We start from the raw sequence: 25,295 nt of genomic DNA on the forward strand, positions 1-25,295 counted from the left end.
CTCATTTCCAGTTCGACAGCTCGGCGTCGGTGATGCGGCCGTTGCGGTCGGTGTCGACCAGCCTGAACTCGCTGGCGAGCGCGTGGTCGGCAGGAACCTCCGAACGCACCACGACGCCGTCGCCATTCTGGTCGAGCTGGGCCACGGTGGCCTGGTAGTCGTCGCTGTTGGGAATCGGCGGCTGCACGGACTTCACCGTGACCGGACCGGTGGTGGCCTCGAACTGGACTTCGCTGGTCGGGGTGACCTGGGCCTGCGCGGCGGCGGCGAACAGCGTCGCGGAAAGCATGATCGTCAAACGTTTCATGTCGTTCTCCCTTCGGGGTGGAGTGCCACGACCATGAACATCGCGGGACGAACGGTGCGTGAATCGCGGACCCCGCGTTCAGGTGGGGTTTCGTCTGGCGTAAAGCGCCGGCGGCGAAGGCGGTAGAGTCGGGCAAGCCCCCACGGACCCTGCCATGGACCTCAAGAGCGGTTATCCCTACTGGGCGGTGAAGAACGGGCTGATGCACGCGTTTCCGCGGCTGGAGGCGGATGCGCAGGCCGACGTGGCGATCATCGGCGGCGGCATCACCGCGGCCCTGGTGGCCGATGAGCTGTGCCGTCATGGGCATTCGGTCATCGTGCTAGAACAGCGCGACGTCGCCTGGGGCAGCACTGCGGCCAGCACGGCGCTGCTGCAGTACGAGATCGACACGCACCTGGTGGACCTTACGCGCAAGGTCGGCCTGCCCGATGCCGTGCTCGCCTACCGGTCCTGCGTCGACGCGGTGCGCGAACTCGGGCGGCTGGCCAGGGCGTTTCCCGATGCCGGCTTCCGCAGGCAGGACAGTCTCTATCTGGCCTCGCGCGCAGGGCATGTGCGCGGCATCCGCCGCGAGTTCGAGGCGCGGCGGCGCGCCGGCATCGAGGTCGAGTGGCAGGACCGCGACGCGCTGCGCTCGGATTTCGGGCTGGACGCCCCGGCCGGCCTGCTGACGCGGCCCGCGGCCACGGTCGATCCCTATCGCCTGGCCTACCGGCTGCTGATGCGCGTGGAGAAAAAGGGCGGCCAGGTCCACGACCGCACGCGCGTGCTCGACATCACCACCTCGGCGCGGCGCGTGGAGCTGCATACCGAAGGCGGTCCGGTGGTGCGCGCGGGCCGCGTGATCATCGCCGCGGGTTACGCTTCGCAGGCGTGGTTGCCCAAGGCCGTGGCGAAGAACCGCAGCAGCTACGCCTTCATCTCGGATCCGGTGGGCGCGGAGCGCCTGGGCTTCCTGTCGCGCACGCTGGTCTGGGAGTCGGCGCGCCCCTATCTCTACCTGCGCAGCACCACCGACGGCCGCCTGCTGGTCGGCGGCGAGGACGATGCGGTGGACATTCCGGCGCGGCGCGACCGGCGGGTGGAGAAGAAGCAGGCGAAACTTCAGCGGCGGCTGGCCGGCCTGTTCCCGGACCTGGAGCTGACGCCTGCCTTCGCCTGGGCCGGCACTTTCGCCGAAACCGCCGACGGCCTGCCGTATTTCGGGCCGCATCCGGCCCATGGGCCGCGCGTGCTGTTCGCGCTGGCCTATGGCGGCAACGGCATCACCTACAGCCTGCTGGGCGCGGGACTGCTGCGCGCGCGCATAGAATCGCAGCCGCATCCGCTGGCCCGACTGTTTTCGTTCGAGCGGACCGCGGGCTGAGCGGCCGACCGGAAAGGATTGGAGCTTTCTGAAAAAAATGCCCCGGCGCGAGCCGGGGCATCGGTTCATCGGTCAGGCTTCAGCGGCCGGTGTTCTGCCCGGCGCGATCCTTATCCTGGCCCGGCATTTCCTTGCCGCCTTCCTTGGCGTCGCGGTCGGCGTCCTTCTGGCCCGGCTGGCTGCGGTCCTGCTGGCCCGGGGCGTTCTTGCCCGGCTGGCCCTGCTGGCCCTTGTCCTGCGGGTTCGGGGTGGTCTGGTTGTTCTGGTTGTTGGCCATCTTGGAGTTCTCCGTTGGGGGGATGTCGGAAAGCTACCGACGGGAAGAGTGCAGCAATGTCCGTGCCACGCCGATGTGGTTCAGCAGCCGATACCGACGGCGGAAGCGATTGCGCGGCCTCCGGGTTTCCCGGTGGCGGAGGGCGACATACCATGAGGCCATGCATCGACTGCTGATCGCCGACGACCATCCGCTCTACCGCCTGGCCCTGACCCAGGCCGTGCGCGGCGTGCTGCCCGACGCGGTGATCGCCGAGGCCGAGGACATGCCGGGCGTGCACGCCGCGCTGGCCGCCGCGCCCGACACCGACCTGGTGCTGCTGGATCTGCACATGCCCGGCAGCCACGGCCTGATGGGCCTGGCTTCGCTGCGCGCCGAGCACCCCGGCGTGGCGGTGGCGATGATCTCCGCGCACGAGGATCCGGTGACGATCCGCCGCGCGCTGGCCTATGGCGCCGCCGGCTACCTGACCAAACGCGCTGATCTGTCGGAGCTGCAGGCCGGCCTGCGCGCTGTGCTGGCCTGCGAGGAATGGCTGCCGCCGGCCCTGCGCGAGCCGGTGGCGCGTGCTGCCGCCGATCCGGGCGACCGGGAGACGGCGGCCCGGCTCGCCAGCCTCAGCCCGCAGCAGTTCAAGGTGCTGGCGCGCGTGGCCGAAGGGCGGCTCAACAAGCAGATCGCCGACGAGCTCGGCATCCAGGAGCGCACGGTGAAGGCGCACATGAGCGCGATCTTCGAGAAGCTCGGCGTGCGCAACCGCACCCAGGCCGGCGTGCTGCTCGGGTCGCTGGCGCTGGCCGACCCGGCACGCGAGGCCTAGATCAGCGCCAGAAGGGAATGACCTCGGGCGCGGCGGAGTACGTTCCATCGTCGCGGTCTTCGGCCCGGGGTAGGCAGTCCTTCGTCGTTCGGGGTGCGTTGCGGGCATTCCGGTGTTGTGGTCCGATGGCGACGAGGCGGGCATCATCCGCCGATCATGGGAATTCGGATGCCTGGATGCTGGCGTGCAGTTTCTCTGGTCCTGGCCTGTGCCGTTTTGCCTTGCGGTCAGGCATCGGCGTCCGAAGCCGCATCCGGCTCTCGTGTCTGCGATGCGGCCGAAGCCTGGCGTGTCTGCGTGGAGATCCCGGAGGGAGCGGACCCTGGTCGCACTTCACCTTTCGCAGCCATCGCTTACAGGGACGGCCCCGGACATCTTTTCAACCCCTGGACACACTGGAGCGGCAGTGACTGGGAAGACCTGATCATCAAACTTTTGCCGCGCGGCAGGCCTCCGGCCGAGTACGACGATCGCGCGCTGCTGGCCTGGGCCGGCTTCTGGGACGCCGACTCGCGGGCGCGGGAGATCGCGGCCGGTCAGTCCCGCCTGTCCGCGCCGCCACCGTTCAAGCTGTCCACCTACGTGGACGGCAAGGGCCGTCGTTGGCCGCACGCCGTCCGCCACGCTCGCACGCTGACTCCCTGGATCGTGCGCACCGAGCACATTCTGGTGATGCCGTTGGATCGGGAGGGTCTGCGGCTTGAGCTGAAGTTCAACTGCACGTCAAACACAGGCAACTGCCGCAGGCTGAACGACATAGTGTCCTCACTCAGCTGGCACGAACTGCCCGAGCCATCGGCCGAAACGCCGTTGCAGTTGGGGGTGGCGATGCTTCGCGACGATGGGGTGCTGGAGATCTCGCTCAGCAGGGACATGGACGGGAATGCGGTGCACGGCTTTTTCGAGCTTCATCCCGAAGATCCCCGATACGCCCGCGAGCGAGAACACATCGGCGAAATGGCCCCTGGTCGTGAAGTGCCGTATTTCGCCAATCGGCAGGAATCGGAATGATCCTGGCGGACGCCGGAGTCAGAGCCAGAAGGGAATGACGTAGGGCTTGGGCGGCGGATCGTCGGCCTTGCGGTCGCTGCGCGGGGTGCGCTGGAGGCTCAGCTCGTGGCGGCCGCGCTCGAGCGCATGCACCGGGATCATCGCCAGCATGCCGCGCTGGCCGGTGGCCGGGTCTTCGGCGGCGTCGAAATGGATGTCCAGCGGCTGGCCGTCGAGCGTGACCGCGTGCATGGCCTCGAGGCACTCCAGGCGTTCGCGCTGCGCGTCGTCGCCGGTCGCTTCCAGCGCCTGCGGGCAGCGCAGCCGCATCGCCTCGTTGTGGCGGGCCGGAATGTAGGGGACGAACAGGCGCACGTAGCCGCCGCGCACCACCGGGTCCGGGATGTGCGGCAGCGGCGCCAGGCGCGGGGTATCGCCGCGCTGGCTGGCGTAGTGCTGGGGCAGCACCGTGTCGGTGGCCGACTGCACGTCGTCGGGCAAGCCGTCGAAGTCGCCGACGTCCCAGCCCAGGCGGTCGCCCAGCGCCTGCCAGATCACGATGCTCATCACGCAGAACATCACCACGCCCAGGATGACCGCGGTGCGGCGGTTGCCCTCGTTGCTGCCGTACAGGGTGATCAGCGGATTGTTCGCGCGGTCGAAGCCGAGCCGGGCGTAGAAGCGGAAGAAGCCGCGGATCCAGCGCCCCGCGCGGCTCCCGGCGGGGTAGTGGTCGCCCTTGGCCCGGTCCCAGTACACCATCACGCCGAACACGATGAACAGCAGCGCGGCCATGGCGGCCGACAGCTTCAGTGCATCCGTGCCGTCGCCGCCCAGGGTTTCGTAGCACCAGATGAAGGCCATCATGCCCATCACCAGCACCATCGGCATCAGCATCAGCATCGCCATGCCGAAGCCCAGGCCGAAGACCACGCTGGCCCGGTTGTCGGCACGTTCGATCAGGGTGCGGATGTCGCCGGCCAGTTCGCGGCTGGTCTCCAGGTAATGCGGGCCGAGCCGGGCCTTCATCCGGTCCCAGCGGAAGCCCTGCGGATAGACCGAATGCAGGCCGACCAGCGCCACCCAGTATCCGCGCAGGCACAGGTGCACGACGAAGGTCGCGATCAGGGTCAGCAGCGAGAACTTGATGTAGATCCACAGCGAGGGCGCCAGCGCGGCCACCGCGAAGTTGCTGGCGTTGTAGAAGCCGAACACCAGGCGGTCGGCCTGTGCCGGCAGCTGCATCAGGCCGAATACCGTCGCGCCGGAGACCAGCAGCTCCATCTCCCAAGTCGGGGTGGTGCGTCCGGGCAACTCGGTCTTGGGGCTTTCGGCCGCGTCGGGCTGGTCCATTTCGCACTCCTGGCAAGGGCGCCAGCGTCGCAGATCGCCGGGGTCGGCCACAAGCGGCCGATGCTAGAATTCCGGCCGGAATCAGGGGAATCCAGGGGAAACAGGCAATGAAGAAGCTGCTCATCGGCGTGGTGCTGTTGATCGCCGCGGCCGTGGTCTACAAGGAGATGGGCAGGGGCGGTGCGCCGGTGCTGCGCCAGATCAGCGGCGAGATGATCAACCCGTACCCGCCCGGTTCGTCGCTGCATGCGCAGCAGCAGGAGTTCGTGGACCGCTTCAACGCCGACCCGGCGCTGCGCGAGCGTTTCGCCGGCACCTTCTCCAGCAAGGGCCTGTACGCGGAGGTGAAGTTCGCGCTGGGCCGCGGCGCCCAGTCGCTGGACGGCCCGTCGCTGGTGAAGGTGACGCGGGCGATGGCGGCGATGATCCCGCGCCTGCCGCAGAAGAGCTGCGCCAAGCTGATCCGTCCGCGCGACGATTTCGACCGCGAGCTTGGCAACGACATGCAGTCGGCGCTCGAGCGCCTGCCGCCGGTGCACCACCGCAACCTCTGGGACTTCTACCTGCGCGCGCTCAAGGCCGAGGTCGGCAATGCGCCGATCATCCCGGTGGATACGGTGAAACGCGACCGCGCGCTGCAGCACCTGGGCGAGAAGTTCCCGGGCCCGTTCGGCCAGCGCATCGCCGGCGTGCTGCAGAATCCGGTCGCCGCGTCCGACGAGGACGCCTGCTGGGCGATCAACGCCTTCACCCACAATTCGACCCAGCTCGACCCCGAAAGCGCCGAGGCGATGTCGCGGCTGATCTGGGCGGGCGGCGAGTAGGGCGATGCGCCGGGCCGGCCAGGTCCTGGGTTTCGCGCTGGGCATGGCCTGGGCCAGCCCGATGAGCCTGGCCGGCCTGCTGGCCGGCCTGGCGGGGCTGCCGTTCGGCGCCAGGGCGCGCCTGTCCGACGCGGCCCTGGTCTTCCACCGGTATCCCTGGGGCCCGGGCGGCGCCCTGACCCTGGGCAACGTGATCCTGCACACCGGCGCGTCGATGGACGAGGTGACGGTGACCTACGCCTGCGCCGCCCGCGGCGGCCGCGACGAATGCGTGCGGCTGGGCGACCACGAACGCGCCCACGTCTACCAGGCCCTGGTGCTGGGGCCGCTGTTCCTGCCGCTGTATTTCGCCTGCGGCGGCATCAGCCACCGCAACCGCTTCGAACAGGCCGCCGACCGCTACGCCCTGACCGGCCGCGGCTGGTGGCCCTGGCCCCGGGCCGTTTGACCGGGCGCAAGGCGGCGTGAAGGCCCGGTGCTAAACTGCGCCCACTCCCGAAACCCCCAGGTGCCGCCATGTTGGCCCTCGACTTCCCCGGCAGCGACAAGCTCATCGCCATGATCAACGCGGCGGTGACCGGCGACTGCCAGCGCCAGACCACCGACTGCATCCGCAACGGCCTGTCCGAGCTGATCCGCACCCGGGCCATGACGCTCCCTGACTGCGTGCACGAGCCGGTGGCCGACCACTACGCGCGCCGCGAGCTCTACCGCTGCGAGCTCACCGGCTTCAGCGTGGTCGCCATGACCTGGGGCCCGGGGCAGGGCACGGCCATCCACGACCACTCCGGCGTCTGGTGCGTCGAGGGCATCGTCGAAGGCCAACTGGAGATCACCCAGTACGACCTGCGCGGCCGCGACGGCGAGCGCTTCCAGTTCGAGCCGGTGGGCACGACCCTGGCCGGGGCCGGATCCGCCGGCAGCCTGATCCCGCCGCACGAGTACCACACCATCCGCAACCCCAGCGCCACCGCCATCGCGGTGTCCCTGCACATCTACAAGCAGGCCCTGACCTGCTGCGCGCACTTCCATCCCGCAGGCGACGGCTGGTACACCAAGGCCGACCGCCAGCTGGGCCTGGACGAAGCCGCCTGAGCGGCACTGGGCTATAATCGCGGCGCCAATGTGCCGGTGTGGCGGAATGGTAGACGCGGGGGACTCAAAATCCCTTGGCAGCGATGTCGTGTAGGTTCGAGTCCTATCACCGGTACCAAAGGAGTGGAAAAGCCGATTGGAGGGCCCACGCCCCCCAAACGGAGTCCCCACTCCCCAATGCCCGAAAAAGCCCGCCTTGGCGGGCTTTTTCCTTTTCCGAGGCCGGAAGTTTGTATGACCCGCGTTGGGTCATGTAACGTCGAATCGACTGTTTCTGTCCTGGGGGTAGGTAATGGCAGCAGTTCCTAAGAAGATCGCCGAGCGTGTCGTAGCGGGCATCAAGCGATATCAGCCTATCGTCGCGGCAGCCAAGGCGCGGGACGTTGGCGAAGCCGACACCGTGACCATCATCAAAGACATGCTCGCTGACGTCTTCGGCTACGACAAGTACTCAGATGTGACGTCGGAGTACGCCATTCGCGGAACCTACTGCGATCTGGCAATAAAGCTGGATGGCCAACTTCAGACCCTGATCGAGGTTAAGTCCATCGGACTGGACCTGAAGGAAAGTCACGTCAAGCAGGCCATTGACTATGCCGCGAATCAGGGCGTGGACTGGGTGCTCCTTACGAACGGAGCCATTTGGCGGGTCTATCACGTCATCTTCGCTAAACCGATTGATCAGGAGCTTGTGCTGGAAATCGATTTCTGCTCGCTGAGCCATCGTTCTGACGGAGATATTGAGCGCCTCTACCTGTTCTGCAAAGAGGGTTGGCAGCGGTCCTTGCTGGGCGAGTACCACACGCAGAAGCAGGCGCTATCCAGATTCTTCGTTGGCGCGATGCTTCAGACGGACACCGTTCTGGATGTGATCCGCAGGGAGCTGAGGCGGGTATCCCCTGACGTCAAGATCGATGCCGACCAGATCAAAGACGTCTTGGTGAACGAAGTAATCAAGCGGGAAGTACTAGAGGGTGAGAAGGCGGAAGAGGCCCGGAAGAGAGTCGCCAAGGCCGCAAATACACTGCTGCGGGCGCCAAAAGTGACGGGAGCCAAAGCATCGAGCGGGTCTGGCGATGGTGCTTAGGAGCCGTAGGAATTTTCAGCTGACCTAACGACCGTAACGAACCCGATACAGTCTTCCACGGGAGCGGGGTGAGGCATGGCGCGTGGTTATGAAAGGATACGCACGCGCGGAAGTAGGGACGGAGCATGCAATATCTGCGGGCGTTTTGGTCGGCTGACCCAAGATCACGTCCCGCCGAAAGGGGTGCCTCGCATCGGACAGTTCGAGATGTATCGACTACACGAGGCAATGGGCAATCAAGTGCCTGCTTATCGAGGTCGACTATTTCAGGGTGGGCCAACGCATACGACGATTTGCGCTCGTTGCAATAACGAACGTCTTGGGGGCGAGTACGATCCAGCGCTTATTTCTCTTGCCAATGATGTGCACAGGTGCCTGACCGCTGTTACGGCATTGCCGCGAGTGCTTCATTTTCCATGTATGCCGCAGCGAATCGCTCGCGCAGTAGTCGGTCATCTCCTAGCAGTAGGTGTAAATATGCCTGCTGCGGGTGAGATCGGATCTGCACTCGCGGGATTCTTTCTTGACCCAGCTGCTAAATGGCCCGCCGAGCTCGAATTCTCCGCATGGGTCTACCCATACTCTCGACAGGTCTCGATTCGTGGCGCGATGATGATGAAGTTTGGGCTTTCGGGGAACGTTCACTTCTCACTTCTGAAGTTCTACCCGCTGGCTTTCCTCATTACACGAGGCGATATTTCTGCGGCAGGTCCATCGATTCAAAGCATCCTGGAAGGTACACGCGAGCTGGATGATTTGGGCCATTTTTCTGTCGAACGCGGCAACTTTGCGCACTTCGCGTGGCCTGAGAGCCCTGAAGAAGATGGAATGATACTGATGGGAGAGGGGGCAGTTGTCGCTCTGCCGAGGTCTCCTTTCGAGTCGACGCGTTAATCTTGTGCTCTGTCAGGGAAGTATGAGTGCGTGAATCTTCTCGACAGGATCGCGAAAAATCAAAGCCGTTGTAAGAACGCACCAATCGCCGCCCCGAACCGCTCGATATCCACCAGAAACGCATCATGCCCCTGCGGTGACGGCAGCGGCACGAACTCCGCCTCCGCGCCGCCCGCGCGCAGCCCGTCGGCCACCTGCTCCTGCTGCTGCAGCGGAAACAGGATGTCGGTATGCACGCCGATCGACAGCGAGCGTTCGACCTTGATCGACGCCAGGCCCTTCATCACGTCGCCGCCGCCGTATTCGGCCACGTCGAACCAGTCCATCGAGCGGCCAAGATAGAGGTAGCAGTTCGGGTCGAAGCTGCGCACGAAGCGCTGCGCGTGGCCCTCGAGATAGCGCTCGACCTCGAATTCCTGGCCGAACGGGTCCTCGTCGCCGCGCATCTCGCTGTCGAGTTTGACGCGGCCGAAGCGGCCGTCCCACTCCATCGCCGAGCGATAGGTCACCACGCCGAGCTTGCGGGCGATGCGCATGCCGTTTTCGGGGTAGTGCGCGTCGTCGTAGCGGCCGTGGTTCCAGTTCGGATCCAGCCGGATCGCCTCGCGCTGCAGCGAGCGGATCGCGATCGAGAACGGCAGCGCCTGGGCGCTGCCCGAGACATTGATGTGCGCGCGCGCCGATCCCGGATGCAGCAGCAGGTAGGCCAGCGCGGTCATGCCGCCCATCGAGTTGCCGATCACGCAGGCCAGACGCTCGATGCCCAGCGACCGCACCACGACGTGGGCGGCGCGGGCGCCGTCCTCGATCGACAGGTCGGGGAAATCGAGGCGATAGGGTTCGCCGGTGGCCGGGTTGACCGACGCGGCGCCGGTCGAACCCTTGCAGCTGCCCAGCGAGTTCACGCAGATCACGAACCAGCGGTTCGTGTCGATCGCCTTGCCCGGGCCGAGCATGCCTTCCCACCAGCCCGGGTCGGGATTGCCGGCGTTGGAGGCCGCGTGCGCATTCGGCGACAGGCCGGTGAGGATCAGGAGGGCGTTGTCGCGGGCGGCGTTGAGGTCGCCCCAGGTTTCGTAGGCCATCCGGGCGCCGTGCAGCTCGCCGCCGCGCTTGAAGGCGAAGGGCGAGGGCAGGGCGGCGAAGCGGGTGCCGGGCGGGATGGTTTCGGTCATGGATGCACCCGGTCGATGATCAGGGTGGCCTGGGCCCCGTCGCGCACGGCGATCACCTGCGCTTCGGCTTCGAGGTCGCCGGCGGCCGCCGCAGCGTCGCCGGATTTCGAGATGCGCGCCATCAGCCGCACCTGCGCCTGCATCGACAGCTTCTGCGCCGGCATCAGGCCGTCGGCGTCCGACAGCCCGATCGTGATCGGGAAATCCTTCGCCGCCAGGCGCTTCACCGCCACCGGCAGGCCGGCGCCGTCGGGCGTGCGGGCGAATACGAACAGGGTGTCGGCGGCGTCCAGCTGCGCCGCCAACGCGGGCGCCAGTGCCACCGTCACCTGCAGGGTCGGGCCGGTCGCGGCGGCGGGCGTCTCTTCCAGCGGCGGCAGGCCGGCCTGTTCGCGCGCCATCGCCAGCTGCGGGCGCAGGGCCTCGGCAGTGCGGGCGTCGAGCAGGGGCAGCAGGCGGCCCCAGTAGTCGGCCGCTTCGGCGGGTTTTTCCGCCTGCAGCCGCTGGGCGCCGAGGTAGAACAGGCCGCGCTGGTGGTTGGGCTGGCCGGCGACGACCTTCTCCAGCATCGCCACCGCTTCGGGCGGGAAACGGCCGTCGGGTGCGGCACGCATCATCGCGTCGGCGTATTCCACCATCAGGTCCGGTTCGTCCGGCAGCAGGGCCTGGGCCCTGGCGAAGGCGTCGCGGGCTTGCGGCCAGTTCTGCTGCGCCATGCGGCTGCGGCCCAGCAGCACCCAGCCCTCGACGCTGCCGGGCTCGTCTTCCAGCCGGCGTTCGAGCTGGGCGATGGCGTCCTCGAGCGTGGTCGGGGCTTCGACGTTTTTCGGATCGAGTGCGTCGGGTGTGCCGAGCAGCCCGTACACGCCGGCCGCACCCAGCGGCAGTGCCAGCGCGAGCGCCAGGGCGGTGCGGCGGGCGTCGCGCCACAGCGGGGGCAGCACCAAGGCCAGGGCCAGCGCGCAGATCAGCAGGGCGCCGAGCAGGAAACCGGTCATCACCACTCCTGGTCGTTTTCGTTCGGGGCGATCGCGGGGGCGGCGGCCGCGCGCCGGCGCACGACCACCACGACCACCGCGGCGCCGATCGCCAGCATCAGCGCCGGCCCGAACCACAGCAGCCAGGTCGCCGGCCGCACCGGCGGGTTGTAGAGCACGAAGTCGCTGTAACGCGCGACCAGGTAGTCCTTGATCTCGCGGTCGCTCTTGCCTTCGCGCATCAGGGTCAGCACCTGCAGGCGCAGGTCGTGAGCGATCTGGGCGTTGGAGTCGGCCAGGGACTGGTTCTGGCACATCACGCAGCGCAGTTCGGCGCTGAGCTCGCGGAAGCGGGCTTCCTCGGCGGCGTCCTCGAACTGGATCGGCTCCATCGCGCCGACGGTGGCCGACAGCAGCAGCATCAGCACGAGCAGAAGGCGCTTCACTTGAGCTTCTCCAGTTCCGGCAGCAGCTGGTCGCGCACGACCTCGTCGGTCATCGGGCCGATGTACTTCCAGCGCACGATGCCCTGGGCATCCACCAGGAAACTCTCCGGCGCGCCGTAGATGCCCCAGTCGAAGGCCGCGCGGCCGTCCCGGTCGGCGATCACCAGGGCGTACGGGTTGCCGAACTGCTCGAGCCAGCGCAACGCGTCTTCCGGTTCGTCCTTGTAGTCGTAGCCGATCACCTTGATGCGGCCGCTCTGCGCGAGTTCGGTGATGACCGGGTGTTCGTCGCGGCAGGCCGGGCACCAGCTGCCCCAGACGTTGAGCAGGTAGGGCGCGCCGCCCAGGTCGGCATTGGTGATCATCCGCGAGGGTTCGCCCAGCACCGGCAGCGAAAACGCCGGCGCTGGCTTGCCGATCAGCGGCGAGGGAATGGCGCTGGTGTCCTTGCCCGAATTCATCAGCACGCCCACGCCCAGCAGCAGGGCCAGCAGCGAGAAGGCGATCAGCGGCAGCAGGCGCTTGATCATGCCGCCACCGTGCGCCGGAAGCGCTTGTCGAAGACCACGACGAAGCCGCCCAGGGCCATGAACAGCGCGCCCAGCCAGATCAGGCGGATGTAGGGTTTGACGTACAGGCGCAGCGCCCAGGTGCCGTTCTGGTCCAGCGGTTCGCCCAGCGCGACGTAGAGGTCGCGCGAGAGACCGCCGTCGAGCGCGGCTTCGGTCATCACCTGGCCGCCACTGGCGTAGGCGCGTTTTTCCGGATGCATCACCGCGACCTGGCGGCCGTCGCGGCTGACCACGACGGTGCCGCGGTCGGCCATGAAGTTCGGGCCGGGCTGTTTTTCCACGCCCTGGAACAGGAAGTCATGGCCGCGCAGCTCGAAGCTCTGGCCGGGTCTCGCCGCCACGTCCTTCTCGATGCTGGTGCTTTCGGTCAGGAACACGCCGGCCACGAAGATGCCGATGCCGGCATGCGCCAGCACCATGCCGACCATCTCGGCGGTGAAGCGGCTGCCGCTGGACCTCAGCCGCAGCCAGACGAAGCGAGCGGTGCCTGCCAACATCCAGACCGCGCCGGCGATGCCGAAGGCGGTCTTGGCGGTGCCGTTGGGCCAGGCGAAGAAGACCAGCACGCCGGCGATCACCGCCAGCCCCGCCCAGGGGGCCAGCCAGCGCAGCGGCCGGCCGATGTCCTCGCGTTGCCAGCGGGTCAGCGGCCCGAACGGAACCAGGGCCACCAGCGGCGCCATCAGCAGCACGAACAGCAGGCCGAAGTAGGGCGGGCCGACCGAGATCTTGCCCAGGTCCAGGGCTTCGGCCAGCAGCGGATACAGCGTGCCCAGCAGGATCATCGCGGCGGCGGCGGTCAGCAGCAGGTTGTTGGCCAGCAGGAAGGTCTCGCGCGAGGACGCGGCGAAGGGCTGGCCGGTTTCCATCTTCGGCGCCCGCAAGGCGTACAGCAGCAGCGAGCCGCCGATCACGATCACCAGGAAGGCGAGGATGAACATGCCGCGTTCGGGATCCGACGCGAAGGCGTGCACCGAGGTCAGCACCCCGGAGCGCACCAGGAAGGTGCCGAGCAGGGACAGCGAAAACGCCGCGATCGCCAGCAGCAGGGTCCAGCCGCGGAAGCTGCCGCGCTTTTCGGTGACCGCCTGGGAATGCAGCAGGGCCGTGCCGACCAGCCAGGGCATGAAGCTGGCGTTTTCGACCGGATCCCAGAACCACCAGCCGCCCCAGCCCAGTTCGTAATAGGCCCAGAAGCTGCCGAGCGCGATACCCAGGGTCAGGAAGGCCCAGGCCACATTCGTCCACGGACGCGACCAGCGCACCCACTGCGCGTCCACCTTGCCGTCGATCAGCGCCGCCACCGCGAACGCGAACGCCACCGCGAAACCGACGTAGCCCAGGTAGAGCAGGGGCGGGTGGAAGATCATGCCCACGTCCTGCAGCAGCGGGTTCATGTCGCGGCCTTCGTCGGCGCCGGGCAGCAGGCGCTCGAACGGGTTGGACGTGAACAGCGTGAAGGCCAGGAAACCCAGCGCGATCATGCCCATCACCGCGAGCACGCGGGCGATGACCGGTGCCGGCAGCTTGCGCGAGAAGCGCGCCACCAGCGCGGTCCAGACGCACAGGAACAGCACCCACAGCAGCAGCGAACCTTCGTGCGCGCTCCAGACCGCGGTGAACTGGTAGGCCCGCGGCAGCAGCGAGTTGGAGTTCTGCGCGACGTAGGCGACCGAGAAGTCGTGCTGCAGGAAGGCCCAGGTCAGCAGGCCGTACGAAACTGCGACCATCAGCAGCTGGGCATAGGCCAGCGGCCGCGCGGTCGCCATCCAGGCCGTGTGGCCGCGGTGTGCGCCCAACAGCGGCAGCACGGACAGGGCCAGCGCCAGCAGCAGCGCCAGCGCCAGGCTCAGCAGGCCGAGTTCGGGCAGCACTCAGTAGGCTCCCGGCTTGGCGCCGTCGGCGGGTGCGCCATCCGCGGCCTTGTCGTCGACCTTGTGCTTGTCGTGCGCCTTGCCCATGGCCTCGGCCACTTCGCGCGGCATGTACTGCTCGTCGTGCTTGGCCAGCACCTGGGTGGCGATGAAGACGTCGCCCTCGCGGCGGCCGGTGGCGATCACGGCCTGGTTCTCGCGGAACAGGTCGGGAAGGATGCCCTCGTAGTACGCGGTCATCACCGCGTCGCCGTCGGTGACGCCGAACTGCACCTTCAGCGTGCCGTCCTCGCGCTTGAGCGAATCCTTGGCGACCATGCCGCCGAGGCGGAACACGGCCTGGTCGGCCGCTTCGCCGGCGAACACCTGGCTGGGCGTGTACAGGTAGGTGATGTTCTCGCGCAGGGCCAGCGCGACCAGGGCCGCGGCCACGCCGGAGGCGGCGAGCAGGGCGAGGATCAGCAGCAGGCGGCGCTTGCGGGTCGGGTTCATGCGGGGGTTCCGGAGCGGGTGGCGTCGCGCCGGGCGCGCAGCCGGATGGCGCGGCGGGTGCGGGCCAGGCGGATGCGCGGCACCACGAAATCCCAGGCCAGGAAGGCGGCGAACACGGCGTAGGCGCCGATCACGTAGTCGAGGTAGCTCATCGCGGCGCCTCCGCGGCGGCGCGCGCCCAGTCCTTGCCGGCCTCGCGCTCGAGGTTGTCGGCGCGGGCGCGCTGCAGCAGCGAGCCGGCGAACCAGAACTTGGTCGCCAGCACCATTACCCACAGCGGCCAGGTCATGGACGAATCCATGGTCGATTCGCCGAACAGCCGGATGGTGGCGCCCTGGTGCAGCGAGTTCCACCACTCCACCGAATAGCGGATCACCGGCAGCAGCACCACGCCGACGATGGCCAGGAAGCCGGCGGCGCGCGCGGCGTTGCGGCGGTCCTCGATGGCGGCGTTGAGGCCGATCACGCCCAGGTACAGGAACAGCAGCACCAGTTCCGAGGTCAGGCGCGGGTCCCAGTCCCACCAGGTGCCCCACATCGGTTTGCCCCAGATCGATCCGGTGGCCAGCGTGACCGCCGTGAACAGGGCGCCGACCGGCGCGCAGGCCATGGCCAGGATCTCGCACAGCTTGATCCGCCAGACCAGGGCGATGGCCGCGTAGAAGGCCATCAGCGCGTAGACGAACAGGCTCATCCAGGCCGCCGGCACGTGGATGTACAGGATGCGGAAGCTGTCGCCCTGCTGGTAGTCGGCCGGCACCACGAACAGCGCGCCGTACAGGCCGATCGCCATCGTCAGCAGCCCCAGGCCGAAACCCACCGGCGCCCAGCGCGCGGCGAAGCGGTCGAAGGTGGGGGGCGAGCCGAGTTGGTGGAACCAGAGCAGGACGGGATTCACGAGGCGATGGCTTTCAGGTCAGGGCGATGCGGATCGCCGCGGCGGCGGCGAGCGGGGCGAGTACCAGGGCCAGGGCCAGTCCGGCCCCGAGCAGCAGCAGCGCGCCGGACCAGGGCAGGCCCTGCGCGGCGGCCATCACGCTGCCGGCGCCGAATACCAGCACTGGCAGGAACAGGGGCAGCGCCAGCAGGGCCAAAAGCATACCAGAGCGGCGTATCCCGACCGTCAGCGCCGCCACCACCGCGCCCATCAGGCTCAGCAGCGGCGTGCCCAGCGCGAGCGAGACCATCAGCACCGGCAGGAGTTCCCCGGGCAGGTAAAGAAGCTGCGCCAGCAGCGGCGTGACCAGCACCAGGGGCAGGGCGGTGGTGGCCCAGTGCACGGCTACCCGGACGGCCAGCAGCCAGGCCAGGGGCACGGGCGCGAGCAGCATCTGTTCCAGGCTGCCGTCCTCGACGTCGCTGCGGTAGAGCGAATCCAGGGTCAGCAGGCCCGCCAGCAGCACCGCCACCCAGAGCACGCCCGGGGCGATCCGGGCGAGCTGGGCCGGGTCCGAGCCCAGGGCCAGCGGAAACAGGGCGACGACCATCAGGGCGAACAGCAGGGGCTGGGCGGCATCACCGCGCCGACGCCAGACCAGGCGCAGGTCGCGGGCGGCCTGGGCGCGGGCGGCGGCCAGCAGGGACGGGCCGCTCATGCGGGGCTCCGGGCCGGCGCCAGGGTCAGGGTGCGCACCGGCACTGGCGGGGCCGCATAGGCGCCGTGGGTGGTCAGCAGCACGGCGCCGCCGGCGCGCACGTGTTCCTGGATCAGGTGGTTGACCAGGGCGATGCCGTCCAGGTCCAGGTTGGCGTAGGGCTCATCGAGCAGCCACAGCGGCGCCGACTGCAGGCGCAGGCGGGCCAGGGCCAGGCGCTTGTTCTGGCCGGCGGAGAGGCGTCGGGCCGGGCTGTCTTCGTGGCCGGAGAGGCCGACATCGGTCAGGGCGCGCTCGAGGTCGGCCCCGGTGGCGTCGCCGCGCAGGGCCCGGTGGAAGGCGAGGTTCTCCAGCGCGCCCAGCTCGGCCTTGTGGCCGGGCAGATGGCCCAGGTAGGCGCTGCCGCGGGCCAGGTGGCCGCGGTCGACCGGCCGGCCGGACAGGAACACCTCGCCGGCGCTGGCGCCCAGCAGGCCGGCAAGCACGCGCAGCAGGGTGGTCTTGCCGGCGCCGTTGCCGCCCAGCACCAGCAGCGCTTCGCCGGGACCGAGTTCGAAATCCAGCGGCCCGAACACCGGCTCTTCATTGCGGGCGAAACACAGGCCGCGGGCCTGCAGCAGCGGCGGCGCGGGGGCGTTGGGCGTGGGCGTCATGGCGGCGGAATGCTACCTCAGGCCGCCGCTTCCCGCCCTGCCGGCGTTAGCGTTGCCTGACCAGAATCAAGTTTCCGTGCGGCTTCACAAACCGCAACCGGACATTCGAGCGCCCCTTCGTTGTGCTTCGCGCCCTCGTGCGTGAGAATCGGGGAGTTCATTCATCTCGCAGGACAGCAAGAGCATGCGCGCGACTCCCCTGATGCTTGCCATCGCCCTCGGCCTCGGCCTGTCGGCTCCCGCCCTCGAGGCCGCCTCTCCGAATCCGGCCGATGCCGTCGCCAGCCGCGACGCGCTCAAGACCTACATCGTCGTATTCGACGAACCCGCCGCCGCCAGCTTCCGCGGTTTCAGCAGCAAGGACAGCACCCGTCCCCGGCTGGCCGCCAGCAGCCGCGCGGTGACCGGCGCGCGCAAGTACGACGCCCGCAGCGCGGCCGCCGTCGCCTACACCGAGTACCTGGGCGACCTGCGTCAGCAGCGCCTGCGTGAAGCCTCGTCCCGCCTCGGCCGGCCGGTGCGCGCGACCTACGTATACGAACATGCGCTCAACGGCATGGCCCTGCAGCTGACCGCCGCCGAGGCCGAGGCGATGGCGACGATGCCCGGCGTCAAGCGCGTCCAGCCCGAATTCGTCCGATTCATCCAGACCGACTTCGGTCCCAAGTGGATAAAGGCCGACCAGATCTGGAACGGCGTTGCCAACGGCGGCACCGCGCGCCGCGGCGAGGGCCAGATCGTCGGTGTCATCGACACCGGCATCAACCGCACCCACGTCGCCTTCGCGGCCAACGGCCTGAGCAACCCGCTGGGCAGCTTCCGCGGCTATTGCACCACCACCCCCAGCGCCTGCAACAACAAACTGATCGGCCTCTGGGACTTCACCGACGGCCTGACCAGCGGCCTGCGCGACCCCATCGACGACGATGGCCACGGCACGCATACCGCCAGCACCGCCGCCGGCAACGCCTTCAGCGTGTACAGCGGCGTGGCGCCGAACGCCAACGTCATCGCCTACAAGGCCTGCCCCGGCCTGAGCTGCCAGGGCACGGCCCTGCTGGCCTCGATCGACCAGGCCATCCAGGATGGCGTGGACGTCATCAACTATTCGATCGGCTCGGGCCCCTTCGATCCCTGGGCCAGCGTCGGCGGCACCATCAACGACGACAGCGAGGCCTTCCTGGCCGCGCGCGAGGCCGGCATCGTGGTCGCCGCCGCGGCCGGCAACGACGGCCCGGCCCCCGGCTCGCACGGCAACCCCTCCAATGCGCCCTGGGTGATGGGCGTCGCCGCCGCCACCCACGACGGCGTCCCGCCGCCCGATCGCCTGGCCAGCTTCAGCGGTCGCGGCCCGGTGATCCCGCTGGGCGTGGTCAAGCCCGATGTCACTGCGCCGGGCGTCGGCATCATCGCCGCCGGCACCAGCGGCAACACCAGCACCGAAGAACTGAGCGGCACCTCGATGGCGACCCCGCATGTCGCCGGCGCGGCCGCCCTGCTCAAGTCCGCGCGCCCGACCGCGACGGTGGACCAGCTGATTTCCGCGCTGACCCTGACGGCGCGCAACTCGGTCACGAACGGAAGCCGTACCGCCACGCCGCACGAACAGGGCGCTGGCATGCTGGACCTGTCGCTGGCGGTCAAGGCGGGCCTGTATCTGGACGTCACCGGCACGCAGTTCCGCGCCGCCACCGCGAACCCGGCCACCGGCAACGCCCAGGCGCTGAACCTGCCCACCCTCGGGCACGGGTTCTGCTTCCGCACCTGCACCGTCACGCGCACCTTCAAGCAGATGCCCGGCACGTCGGCGGGCAACTACAGCATCTCCTCGTCGGTGACCGCGGGCGCGACGATCACTCCGAATGTCACCAGCTTCAACAGCAGCGCCGCCGGTCAGGCGGTCACCTTCACCGTCAACGTCGACAACCCGGCGTTGGCCGGCAAGTGGATCTACGGCACCGTGACCCTGACCAACAACTCCGGTGACGGTCGCCCGAACCTGAAGCTGCCGGTGGCGGTCTATGCCTCGCCGTTCTCGACCCCGGCCTTCGCGGCGCGCTTCAATCCGGCGCAGCGCAACGTCACCACCGAACGCGGCGTGTTCGACCTGGACGTCGAGGGCATGGTGCCGCTGCCGAACGCCCGTTTTGTCTCCACCGGCCTGTACTCGCCGCTGTCGAGCACGCACACCATCACCCAGGACGACACGCCGACCGACGTGTTCGACGACGTCAGCGTGCACTACCGCCGCTTCCTGTCGGTGCCGGCCACAGTGGGTGCGGAAGGCCCGATCAATTACCGCATCCATGCCGTGACCCGCGCCGCCGCCGGCGATGTCGATCTCTACGTCGGCCGCGACTACGACAACAACGGCGTGCCGGATTCGGGCGAACTGCTCTGCATTTCCGGCTCGTCGACCTCCGCCGAGGAGTGCAGCGTCCAGGTCACCACCGAAAACGCCGACATTCCGATGTGGGTGATGGTGCAGAACTGGGAAGGGCCGGGCACCAACGTCGGCGTGGACACCTACGTGATCCCGATGCGCGCCGCGAGTGGCGGCAGCGCCACCACCCTGGTCGCCACCGGTCCGGGCACGACGCCCGCCGCCTCGCCGTTCAAGGTCCGGGTGTCCTACGACAACCCGGGCATGACCAACGGCACCGAGCGCGTCGGCTACGTGATGATGCAGGGCCAGCCCGGCACCAGCGCCGTCGAGGTGCCGATCCGCCTGCGCCGCACCGGCACGACCTACGAACCGTTCGCGCTGTCCAACGGCGTCGGCCGCTTCGTGCAGCTCACGCCCAACAGCTCGCACGATCGCCTGTACTTCGACGTGCCGCCGCACGCGACGTCGGCGACCTTCACCACCACCGGCAGCCAGGGCAATGTCGACCTCTACGTCGCCCACGTGCCCAACCCGACCGGCCCGACCATCGCGGCCGCGCCGGCCTGGAACGGCAATGCCGCGTTCCGCGCCGCCACCGCCAGCGGCAACGAAACGGTGACGCTGACCACCGCGGCCGGCACGCTGCTGCCGGGCCGCTACTACGTGGTGGCGGGCAATGCGACCGGCACCGATGCGCGCGCCACCGTCACCGCGACGATCACCGCGCAGGGCGCCCGCCCGGGCTTCCTGTCGGGCCAGTACGTCAACGCGGCCCGCGATGGCCACGGCATCTTCGTGGACTTCGCCGGCCCGGCCGGCAGCGCGCCCGACCAGTGGGTGACGGTCTGGTACACCTACCTCGAGGACAACACCCCGACCTGGTACTACTCGCAGGGCGCCGCGCCCGGCGCCAACGGCACCTGGAAGGCGGAGCTCTTCCGCGTGGTCTGGAACGGCAGCGCCACCCACGCGGTGGACGTCGGCGACGTGATCATCACGGAAACCGGCGCGCAGACCATGACCATGAACTTCAACCTCGACGGCCGCAGCGGCTTCGAGCGCATGACGCGCGTGGGCGGCGGCAACTGCCCGCAGCACAATGCCCAGACGCTCGACGTCAGCGGCCACTGGTATTCGCCCAGCCTGTCGGGCTTCGGCTACACCTACCTGGCCACCGGCGGCGCCAACCCGCAGGAAGTCTTCATTCCCTACGTGTACGACGGTGTCGGCTTCCCGCGCTGGCTGTACGGCCAGAAGAACTTCGCCGCGGCGACGCCGACCTTCAACCTGCAGTGGTTCTCGGGCTTCTCGCCGCTGTCGGCGCCGGTCGGCCTGACCGGCACGGCGGCCGGCACCGGCACCCGCACCCTGGCGACGAACAACGTCACCGACATGTCGGTGAACGCCAACTTCACCGGTGCGCTGTCCGGCACCTGGACGCAGAACCGCGCCGTGGCCCTGCTGTCGCAGCGAAAGAACTGCCAGTAAGCCCGGCGTCTGCCGGCATCACGGGGCCCTTCGGGGCCCCGTTTTTTTTGCCATGGCCCGCCTCTGGTTATCAGCGAATAACCGGGGGCGGGTGCGGCCACCGCCCGGCGGCCGCATAATCGGCGGCATCCTTTCCCCGGTTCCGGTCCATGCAGATTCCCACCAAGCTCCCGAAGGTCGGCACGACCATCTTCACCGTGATGTCCCAGCTGGCCCTCGAGCACCAGGCCGTGAACCTGGGGCAGGGCTTCCCGGATTTCCCGGTGCCGCCGCGCCTGGTCGACGAGCTGGCCCGGGCGATGGCCGAGGGCAAGAACCAGTACGCGCCGATGACCGGCATCCCGGCCCTGCGCCAGGCGATCGCCGCCAAGACCGAGCGCTGCTACGGCCGCCGTGTCGACGCCGACGCCGAGATCACCGTCACCAGCGGCGCCAGCGAGGCGATCTTCAACGCCATCCACGCCGTGGTGCGGCCGGGCGAGGAAGTGGTGGTGCTCGATCCCTGCTACGACTGCTACGAGCCGGCGATCGACCTGGCCGGCGCGAAAGCCGTGCACGTGCCGCTGGATCCGGTGGACTTCTCGGTCGACTGGCAGCGCGTGCGCGACGCGATCACCCCGCGTACCCGGATGCTGATGGTCAATACGCCGCACAATCCGTCCGGCGCGATGTTCACCGCCGCGGACATGGCGGCGCTGGCGGACATCCTGCGCGGCACCGGCATCGTGCTGCTGTCGGACGAAGTCTACGAACACATCATCTTCGACGGCCGCCGCCACGAGAGCGTGCTGCGCTACCCCGAGCTGGCCGAGCGCGCTTTCGTGATCTCCAGCTTCGGCAAGACCTACCACTGCACCGGCTGGAAGATCGGCTACGCGATCGCGCCGCCGGCGCTGAGCGCCGAGTTCCGCAAGGTGCACCAGTACAACACCTTCTGCACCTTCGCCCCGGCGCAGTGGGCCTTCGCGGCGATGATCGCGCAGGAGCCGGAACACTACGACGGGCTGGGCGCCTTCTACCAGGCCAAGCGCGACCGCTTCCGCAAGCAGCTCGAGACCACGCGCCTGAAGCCGCTGCCGGTGCCGGGCGGGTATTTCCAGCTGGTGGATTATTCGGCGGTGAGCGACCTGGACGATGCCGCCTTCTGCCGCTGGCTCACCATCGAGAAGGGCGTGGCGGCGATCCCGCTGTCGCCCTTCTACGAGACGCCGCCGAAGGGGCAGCGTCTGGCGCGGCTGTGCTTCGCCAAGGTCGAGAGCACGCTCGATGCGGCGATCGAACGGCTGCAGGGGCTTTGAACCATGGATGACCTTCGTGTCTCTTTGGTCCAGGGCGACACCGTCTGGCACGACCCGGCGGCGAACCGGGCGATGTACGCCGACCTGATCGCGCCGCTGGCCGGCCGCACCGACCTGGTGCTGCTGCCGGAAACCTTCACCTCCGGTTTCAGCAACGAGGCTCTGGCCTCGGCCGAAGGCATGGACGGCCCGACCGTGGCCTGGATCCGCGACCAGGCCCGGCAGCTGGGCGCCGTGGTCACCGGCAGCGTGCAGATCCGCGAAGGCGAGGGTGTCTACAACCGCCTGCTGTGGGCAACGCCGGACGGCAGCCTGAAGCATTACGACAAGCGGCACCTGTTCCGCATGGCGAAGGAGCACGAGCGCTATGCATCCGGGCGCGAGCGGCTCACGGTCGAGCTCAAGGGGTGGCGGGTTTGTCCATTGGTCTGCTACGACCTGCGCTTCCCGGTGTTCATCCGCAACCGCTACGGCGTCGAGGCGCCGGAGCGTTTCGACTACGACCTGCTGCTGTTCGTCGCCAACTGGCCCAGCCCGCGCCGCTACGCCTGGCAGACCCTGCTGCGCGCGCGGGCGATCGAGAACCTGAGCTATGTCGCCGCCGTGAACCGGGTCGGCACCGACGGCAACGGCCATCCCTACAGCGGCGACAGCGTCGCGCTGGATTTCCTGGGCCAGCCCCTGATGGAGTTCGGCGCGCAGGTGCAGGTGGCCACCACCACGCTGTCGGCCGCGGCGCTGGCCGGGCACCGCGAGCGCTTCCCGGCCCAGCTCGACGCCGACCGCTTCGACCTGCACTGAGACTCGGAGCCGGGGCAAAAAAGAACCCGCCGTGAGGCGGGTTCTTCATTCGTGCGGCGGGCCGATCAGTCGTCGGACGGCAGGCCTTCCGGCCGCTTCTTCTTGAACGCCGGCGGGCCGCCCGGGCCCGGCTTGCGCGGGCCGCGGTTGCCGTCCGGACGCGGACCACGCGGCTGGCCGTAGGGGCTGGCGCCCGCCGGCTTGTTGCCGCGTGGACCGGCGGGACCGCGCGAATGGCCGTAGGGCGCGTCGCCGGCCGGCTTCGGACCGCGCGGACCGCGCTGGCCGTAGGGGCTGTCGCCCTGCGGACGCGGGCCGCGGTCGTTGAACGGACGCGCACCCTGCGGACGCGGACCGGAGGGCTTGCCGCCCGGACGCTGGCCGCGCGGCGGCGCGACCTTCGAGCCGGTCTCGACACCCTCGGGCACGTACCAGCTGCGGAACGCCGCCGGGTTGTTGTCGTGGGCGTTGTGGTGGGTCGGCTGCGCGTCGCCGCGCGGTGCGCGCGGCTTCTTGTTGAAGCCGCCGGCGTTGCCGCCCGGGCCGCCGGCGCGGTTGCCGAAGTTGTCGTCGCGCGGACCGCGCGGACCCGGCGCGCCGCCGGGCTTGCTGCGGAAGGGCTTGGCGCCCGGGCCGCCGGGACGCGCGCCGCGCGGCGCGTCGGTACCCATCGGGCCCGAGAACGGCTTGCCGCCGCCCGCGCCGCGCTTGCCCTTGCCGCCGAAGGGCTTGCCGGCGCCGGCCCCCGGACGGCCGCGGCCGCGGGGGTTCTTTTCCTCGCGCACGTGGTCGAAGCGGCGCAGCTCGCGCGCTTCGTCATCCACCGAACCGTTGACGTAGGAGGCCTGCTTGCGGTCCTTGCCGACGCGGATTTCGGTCGGGCGCGACTTGCGCTGGCCGATCACCGGCTGCAGGGTCAGCACCGGCGGGTTTTCCTCGAGCTTGAACTGGGCGCGCAGCTGCTCGACCTGGTCGGCCGGCATTTCCTCGCAGTGGCCGCGCTTGAGCAGGCGGGGCAGGTGCACGCTGCCGTACTTCACGCGCTTGAGGCGGCTGACCTGGAAGCCCTGCGATTCCCACAGGCGGCGCACTTCGCGGTTGCGACCCTCGGTCAGCACGACCTTGAACCAGGCGTGCGAATCGGAGCTGCCGATGCGCTCGATCTCGTCGAACTTGGCCGGGCCGTCCTCCAGCGCGACGCCGCGCGCGAGGCGGTCGACCACGTTGTCGGGCACTTCGCCGTGGATGCGGCAGACGTATTCGCGGGCGATGCCGCTGGACGGGTGCATCAGGGCATTGGCCAGCTCGCCGTCGGTGGTGAGCAGCAGCAGGCCGGTGGTGTTGATGTCGAGGCGGCCCACGGCGATCCAGCGCGCGCCCTTGAGGCGGGGCAGGGACTCGAACACGGTCGGGCGGCCTTCGGGGTCTTCGCGCGTGGTGACTTCGCCTTCGGGCTTGTTGTACAGCAGCACGCTGGCCGGTTCGGTCAGCGCGGTGGCCACGAAGGTCTTGCCGTCGAGGTCGATGCGGTCGCCGCCCTTCACCGACTGCCCGGTCTGGGCGACGGTGCCGTTGACCTTGACCAGGCCCTGGGCGATGCGTTCCTCGAGCGCGCGGCGCGAGCCCAGGCCGGCCTGGGCGAGCACCTTGTGCAGGCGCTCCTCGACCTTGGCGGCGGGCTCGCTGCCCTTGAGGCGCAGCGAGAGGGTCTTTTTCGGTTTGTCGCTCATTACTTCTGCTCCGGCTCGGCGTCGTCGCCGGCCTCTGGATGGGAATGCGCAGTCGTCGTCTCGACGGTGCGGTCGTCTTGCGTCTGGTCATCGGCTTCGTCGGCCTCGTCGGCCGACTCGTCTTCGTCGTGTCCGCCGTCTTCGTCGGTTTCGCCGTCCTCGTCGGCCACGTCGTCGAGGCTGGCGGCGAGCGCCGCGCTGGCCACGCCGGCGGGCGCGATGTCGAAGGGCAGCTGCGGCTCGAGCTCGGGGATGTCCTTGAGTTCGGCCAGCGGCGGCAGTTCGTCCAGGCTCTTGAGCCCGAAGTAGTCGAGGAAGCCCTTGGTGGTGCCGAACAGCTCCGGGCGGCCCGGCACGTCGCGGTGGCCGACCGAGCGGATCCACTCGCGCTCTTCGAGCATCTTGATCATGTTGGCGTTGACGCTGACGCCGCGGATCTGTTCGATCTCGCCGCGGGTGATCGGCTGGCGGTAGGCGATCAGGGCCAGCGTTTCCAGCGTCGCCCGGGTGTATTTGGTCTGGCGCTCGGTCCACAGGCGGGCGACCCAGCCGTGCACCTCGGCCTTGACCTGGAAGCGGAAACCCGAGGCCACCTCGACCAGCTCGACGCCGCGGTCGGCGCTGGCCTCGCGCAGGTCGGCGATGGCCTGCTCGAGCGAGCCCGGCGGCGCCGGCTCGTCCTCGGGGAACAGCCCGGCCAGCTGCGCCAGGGTGAGCGGTTGCGGGGCGGCCAGCAGGGCGGCCTCGACGATCTGTCGGATCAGGGTCTGGTCCATGGATTCGCGGGTTGGA

25 protein-coding genes, 1 tRNA gene and 1 pseudogene are annotated in these 25,295 nt (G+C 68.9%); 12 read left to right on the forward strand and 15 right to left on the reverse strand.

What is annotated here, in order from left to right; genetic code table 11:
* Nucleotide 1: 1 nt before the first annotated feature.
* Nucleotides 2-307, reverse strand: coding sequence for an EF-hand domain-containing protein (locus E1B00_RS01105; RefSeq protein ID WP_139444824.1), 306 nt, complete (start codon nt 305-307; stop codon nt 2-4).
* Between the two features lie 154 nt (nt 308-461).
* On the opposite strand from E1B00_RS01105, the gene E1B00_RS01110 reads away from it, so the two are divergent.
* The gene (locus E1B00_RS01110) at nt 462-1,676 is read left to right on the forward strand and encodes an NAD(P)/FAD-dependent oxidoreductase (RefSeq protein WP_139444825.1); all 1,215 of its coding nucleotides are present in this window, start codon (nt 462-464) and stop codon (nt 1,674-1,676) included.
* A 79-nt stretch (nt 1,677-1,755) separates the two neighbouring features.
* Here E1B00_RS01110 and E1B00_RS01115 read toward each other — a convergent pair whose 3' ends face one another.
* Nucleotides 1,756-1,953, reverse strand: coding sequence for a hypothetical protein (locus tag E1B00_RS01115; RefSeq protein WP_139444826.1), 198 nt, complete (start codon nt 1,951-1,953; stop codon nt 1,756-1,758).
* 160 nt (nt 1,954-2,113) lie between these two features.
* On the opposite strand from E1B00_RS01115, the gene E1B00_RS01120 reads away from it, so the two are divergent.
* Nucleotides 2,114-2,773 (forward strand): response regulator, encoded by a 660-nt coding sequence (locus E1B00_RS01120; protein WP_139444827.1) that lies wholly within the window; start codon nt 2,114-2,116, stop codon nt 2,771-2,773.
* A gap of 297 nt (nt 2,774-3,070) precedes the next feature.
* Nucleotides 3,071-3,784, forward strand: coding sequence for a hypothetical protein (locus E1B00_RS01125; protein WP_139444828.1), 714 nt, complete (start codon nt 3,071-3,073; stop codon nt 3,782-3,784).
* Between the two features lie 18 nt (nt 3,785-3,802).
* Here E1B00_RS01125 and E1B00_RS01130 read toward each other — a convergent pair whose 3' ends face one another.
* A complete protein-coding gene (locus tag E1B00_RS01130) occupies nt 3,803-5,116 on the reverse strand; it encodes a hypothetical protein (RefSeq protein WP_139444829.1) in 1,314 nt (437 codons plus the stop codon).
* Between the two features lie 107 nt (nt 5,117-5,223).
* Here E1B00_RS01130 and E1B00_RS01135 point away from each other — a divergent pair, with 107 nt between their 5' ends.
* From E1B00_RS01135 to E1B00_RS01160, 6 genes are all read left to right on the forward strand, one after another.
* On the forward strand, nt 5,224-5,940 hold the full coding sequence (locus E1B00_RS01135; RefSeq protein ID WP_139444830.1) for a hypothetical protein: 717 nt from the start codon (nt 5,224-5,226) through the stop codon (nt 5,938-5,940).
* A 4-nt stretch (nt 5,941-5,944) separates the two neighbouring features.
* Nucleotides 5,945-6,388 carry a hypothetical protein gene (locus E1B00_RS01140; protein WP_139444831.1) on the forward strand — a complete coding sequence of 148 codons (444 nt, stop codon included), beginning with the start codon at nt 5,945-5,947 and terminating at the stop codon, nt 6,386-6,388.
* A gap of 68 nt (nt 6,389-6,456) precedes the next feature.
* Nucleotides 6,457-7,035 carry a cysteine dioxygenase family protein gene (locus tag E1B00_RS01145; protein WP_139444832.1) on the forward strand — a complete coding sequence of 193 codons (579 nt, stop codon included), beginning with the start codon at nt 6,457-6,459 and terminating at the stop codon, nt 7,033-7,035.
* Nucleotides 7,036-7,067: 32 nt separating this feature from the next.
* Nucleotides 7,068-7,153: transfer RNA gene (locus E1B00_RS01150), tRNA-Leu, on the forward strand.
* Between the two features lie 174 nt (nt 7,154-7,327).
* On the forward strand, nt 7,328-8,122 hold the full coding sequence (locus E1B00_RS01155; RefSeq protein WP_139444833.1) for a type I restriction enzyme HsdR N-terminal domain-containing protein: 795 nt from the start codon (nt 7,328-7,330) through the stop codon (nt 8,120-8,122).
* Between the two features lie 477 nt (nt 8,123-8,599).
* The gene (locus E1B00_RS01160) at nt 8,600-9,016 is read left to right on the forward strand and encodes a hypothetical protein (RefSeq protein ID WP_139444834.1); all 417 of its coding nucleotides are present in this window, start codon (nt 8,600-8,602) and stop codon (nt 9,014-9,016) included.
* Nucleotides 9,017-9,075: 59 nt separating this feature from the next.
* Here E1B00_RS01160 and metX read toward each other — a convergent pair whose 3' ends face one another.
* From metX to ccmA, 10 genes are read right to left on the reverse strand one after another with little or no spacing between them, the layout of a single operon-like run.
* Nucleotides 9,076-10,191: a homoserine O-acetyltransferase MetX gene (gene metX, locus E1B00_RS01165; protein ID WP_139444835.1), complete on the reverse strand. Its 1,116-nt coding sequence runs from the start codon at nt 10,189-10,191 to the stop codon at nt 9,076-9,078.
* Nucleotides 10,188-11,189: a tetratricopeptide repeat protein gene (locus tag E1B00_RS01170; RefSeq protein WP_139444836.1), complete on the reverse strand. Its 1,002-nt coding sequence runs from the start codon at nt 11,187-11,189 to the stop codon at nt 10,188-10,190. The genes metX and E1B00_RS01170 overlap by 4 nt, the downstream gene beginning before the upstream one ends.
* Nucleotides 11,189-11,590, reverse strand: coding sequence for a cytochrome c-type biogenesis protein (locus E1B00_RS01175; protein ID WP_139447624.1), 402 nt, complete (start codon nt 11,588-11,590; stop codon nt 11,189-11,191). Before E1B00_RS01175 ends, E1B00_RS01170 begins: the two co-directional genes overlap by 1 nt.
* Before the next feature lie 20 nt (nt 11,591-11,610).
* The gene (locus E1B00_RS01180) at nt 11,611-12,144 is read right to left on the reverse strand and encodes a DsbE family thiol:disulfide interchange protein (protein WP_139444837.1); all 534 of its coding nucleotides are present in this window, start codon (nt 12,142-12,144) and stop codon (nt 11,611-11,613) included.
* On the reverse strand, nt 12,141-14,060 hold the full coding sequence (locus E1B00_RS01185) for a heme lyase CcmF/NrfE family subunit (RefSeq protein ID WP_139444838.1): 1,920 nt from the start codon (nt 14,058-14,060) through the stop codon (nt 12,141-12,143). Before E1B00_RS01185 ends, E1B00_RS01180 begins: the two co-directional genes overlap by 4 nt.
* Nucleotides 14,061-14,552, reverse strand: coding sequence for a cytochrome c maturation protein CcmE (ccmE, locus tag E1B00_RS01190; protein WP_139444839.1), 492 nt, complete (start codon nt 14,550-14,552; stop codon nt 14,061-14,063).
* Complete coding sequence (ccmD, locus tag E1B00_RS15915) at nt 14,549-14,704, reverse strand: heme exporter protein CcmD (RefSeq protein WP_139444840.1); 156 nt, start codon at nt 14,702-14,704, stop codon at nt 14,549-14,551. Before ccmD ends, ccmE begins: the two co-directional genes overlap by 4 nt.
* Nucleotides 14,701-15,450 (reverse strand): heme ABC transporter permease, encoded by a 750-nt coding sequence (locus E1B00_RS01200; protein ID WP_139444841.1) that lies wholly within the window; start codon nt 15,448-15,450, stop codon nt 14,701-14,703. Before E1B00_RS01200 ends, ccmD begins: the two co-directional genes overlap by 4 nt.
* Nucleotides 15,451-15,463: 13 nt before the next feature.
* Nucleotides 15,464-16,147, reverse strand: coding sequence for a heme exporter protein CcmB (ccmB, locus tag E1B00_RS01205; RefSeq protein WP_139444842.1), 684 nt, complete (start codon nt 16,145-16,147; stop codon nt 15,464-15,466).
* Complete coding sequence (ccmA, locus tag E1B00_RS01210; protein WP_139444843.1) at nt 16,144-16,800, reverse strand: heme ABC exporter ATP-binding protein CcmA; 657 nt, start codon at nt 16,798-16,800, stop codon at nt 16,144-16,146. The genes ccmB and ccmA overlap by 4 nt, the downstream gene beginning before the upstream one ends.
* Before the next feature lie 184 nt (nt 16,801-16,984).
* Here ccmA and E1B00_RS01215 point away from each other — a divergent pair, with 184 nt between their 5' ends.
* The 3 genes from E1B00_RS01215 to E1B00_RS01225 all read left to right on the forward strand — a co-directional run bounded on the left by E1B00_RS01215 (nt 16,985) and on the right by E1B00_RS01225 (nt 22,773).
* Nucleotides 16,985-20,674 carry a S8 family serine peptidase gene (locus tag E1B00_RS01215; protein ID WP_139444844.1) on the forward strand — a complete coding sequence of 1,230 codons (3,690 nt, stop codon included), beginning with the start codon at nt 16,985-16,987 and terminating at the stop codon, nt 20,672-20,674.
* Between the two features lie 149 nt (nt 20,675-20,823).
* On the forward strand, nt 20,824-21,972 hold the full coding sequence (locus E1B00_RS01220; protein WP_139444845.1) for a pyridoxal phosphate-dependent aminotransferase: 1,149 nt from the start codon (nt 20,824-20,826) through the stop codon (nt 21,970-21,972).
* 3 nt (nt 21,973-21,975) lie between these two features.
* Nucleotides 21,976-22,773, forward strand: coding sequence for an amidohydrolase (locus E1B00_RS01225; RefSeq protein ID WP_139444846.1), 798 nt, complete (start codon nt 21,976-21,978; stop codon nt 22,771-22,773).
* A 65-nt stretch (nt 22,774-22,838) separates the two neighbouring features.
* On the opposite strand, the gene rluB is transcribed toward E1B00_RS01225, so the two are convergent.
* Entirely contained in the window at nt 22,839-24,503 is a 1,665-nt protein-coding gene (gene rluB, locus E1B00_RS01230) for a 23S rRNA pseudouridine(2605) synthase RluB (RefSeq protein ID WP_139444847.1), read from the reverse strand.
* A 220-nt stretch (nt 24,504-24,723) separates the two neighbouring features.
* Nucleotides 24,724-25,279 (reverse strand): annotated as a pseudogene (scpB, locus tag E1B00_RS01235) (SMC-Scp complex subunit ScpB); the annotation flags it as partial.
* Nucleotides 25,280-25,295 lie beyond the last annotated feature (16 nt).

Source organism: Arenimonas terrae (assembly GCF_006265115.1).
In the GTDB taxonomy this organism is placed as follows: Bacteria; Pseudomonadota; Gammaproteobacteria; order Xanthomonadales; family Xanthomonadaceae; genus Arenimonas; species Arenimonas terrae.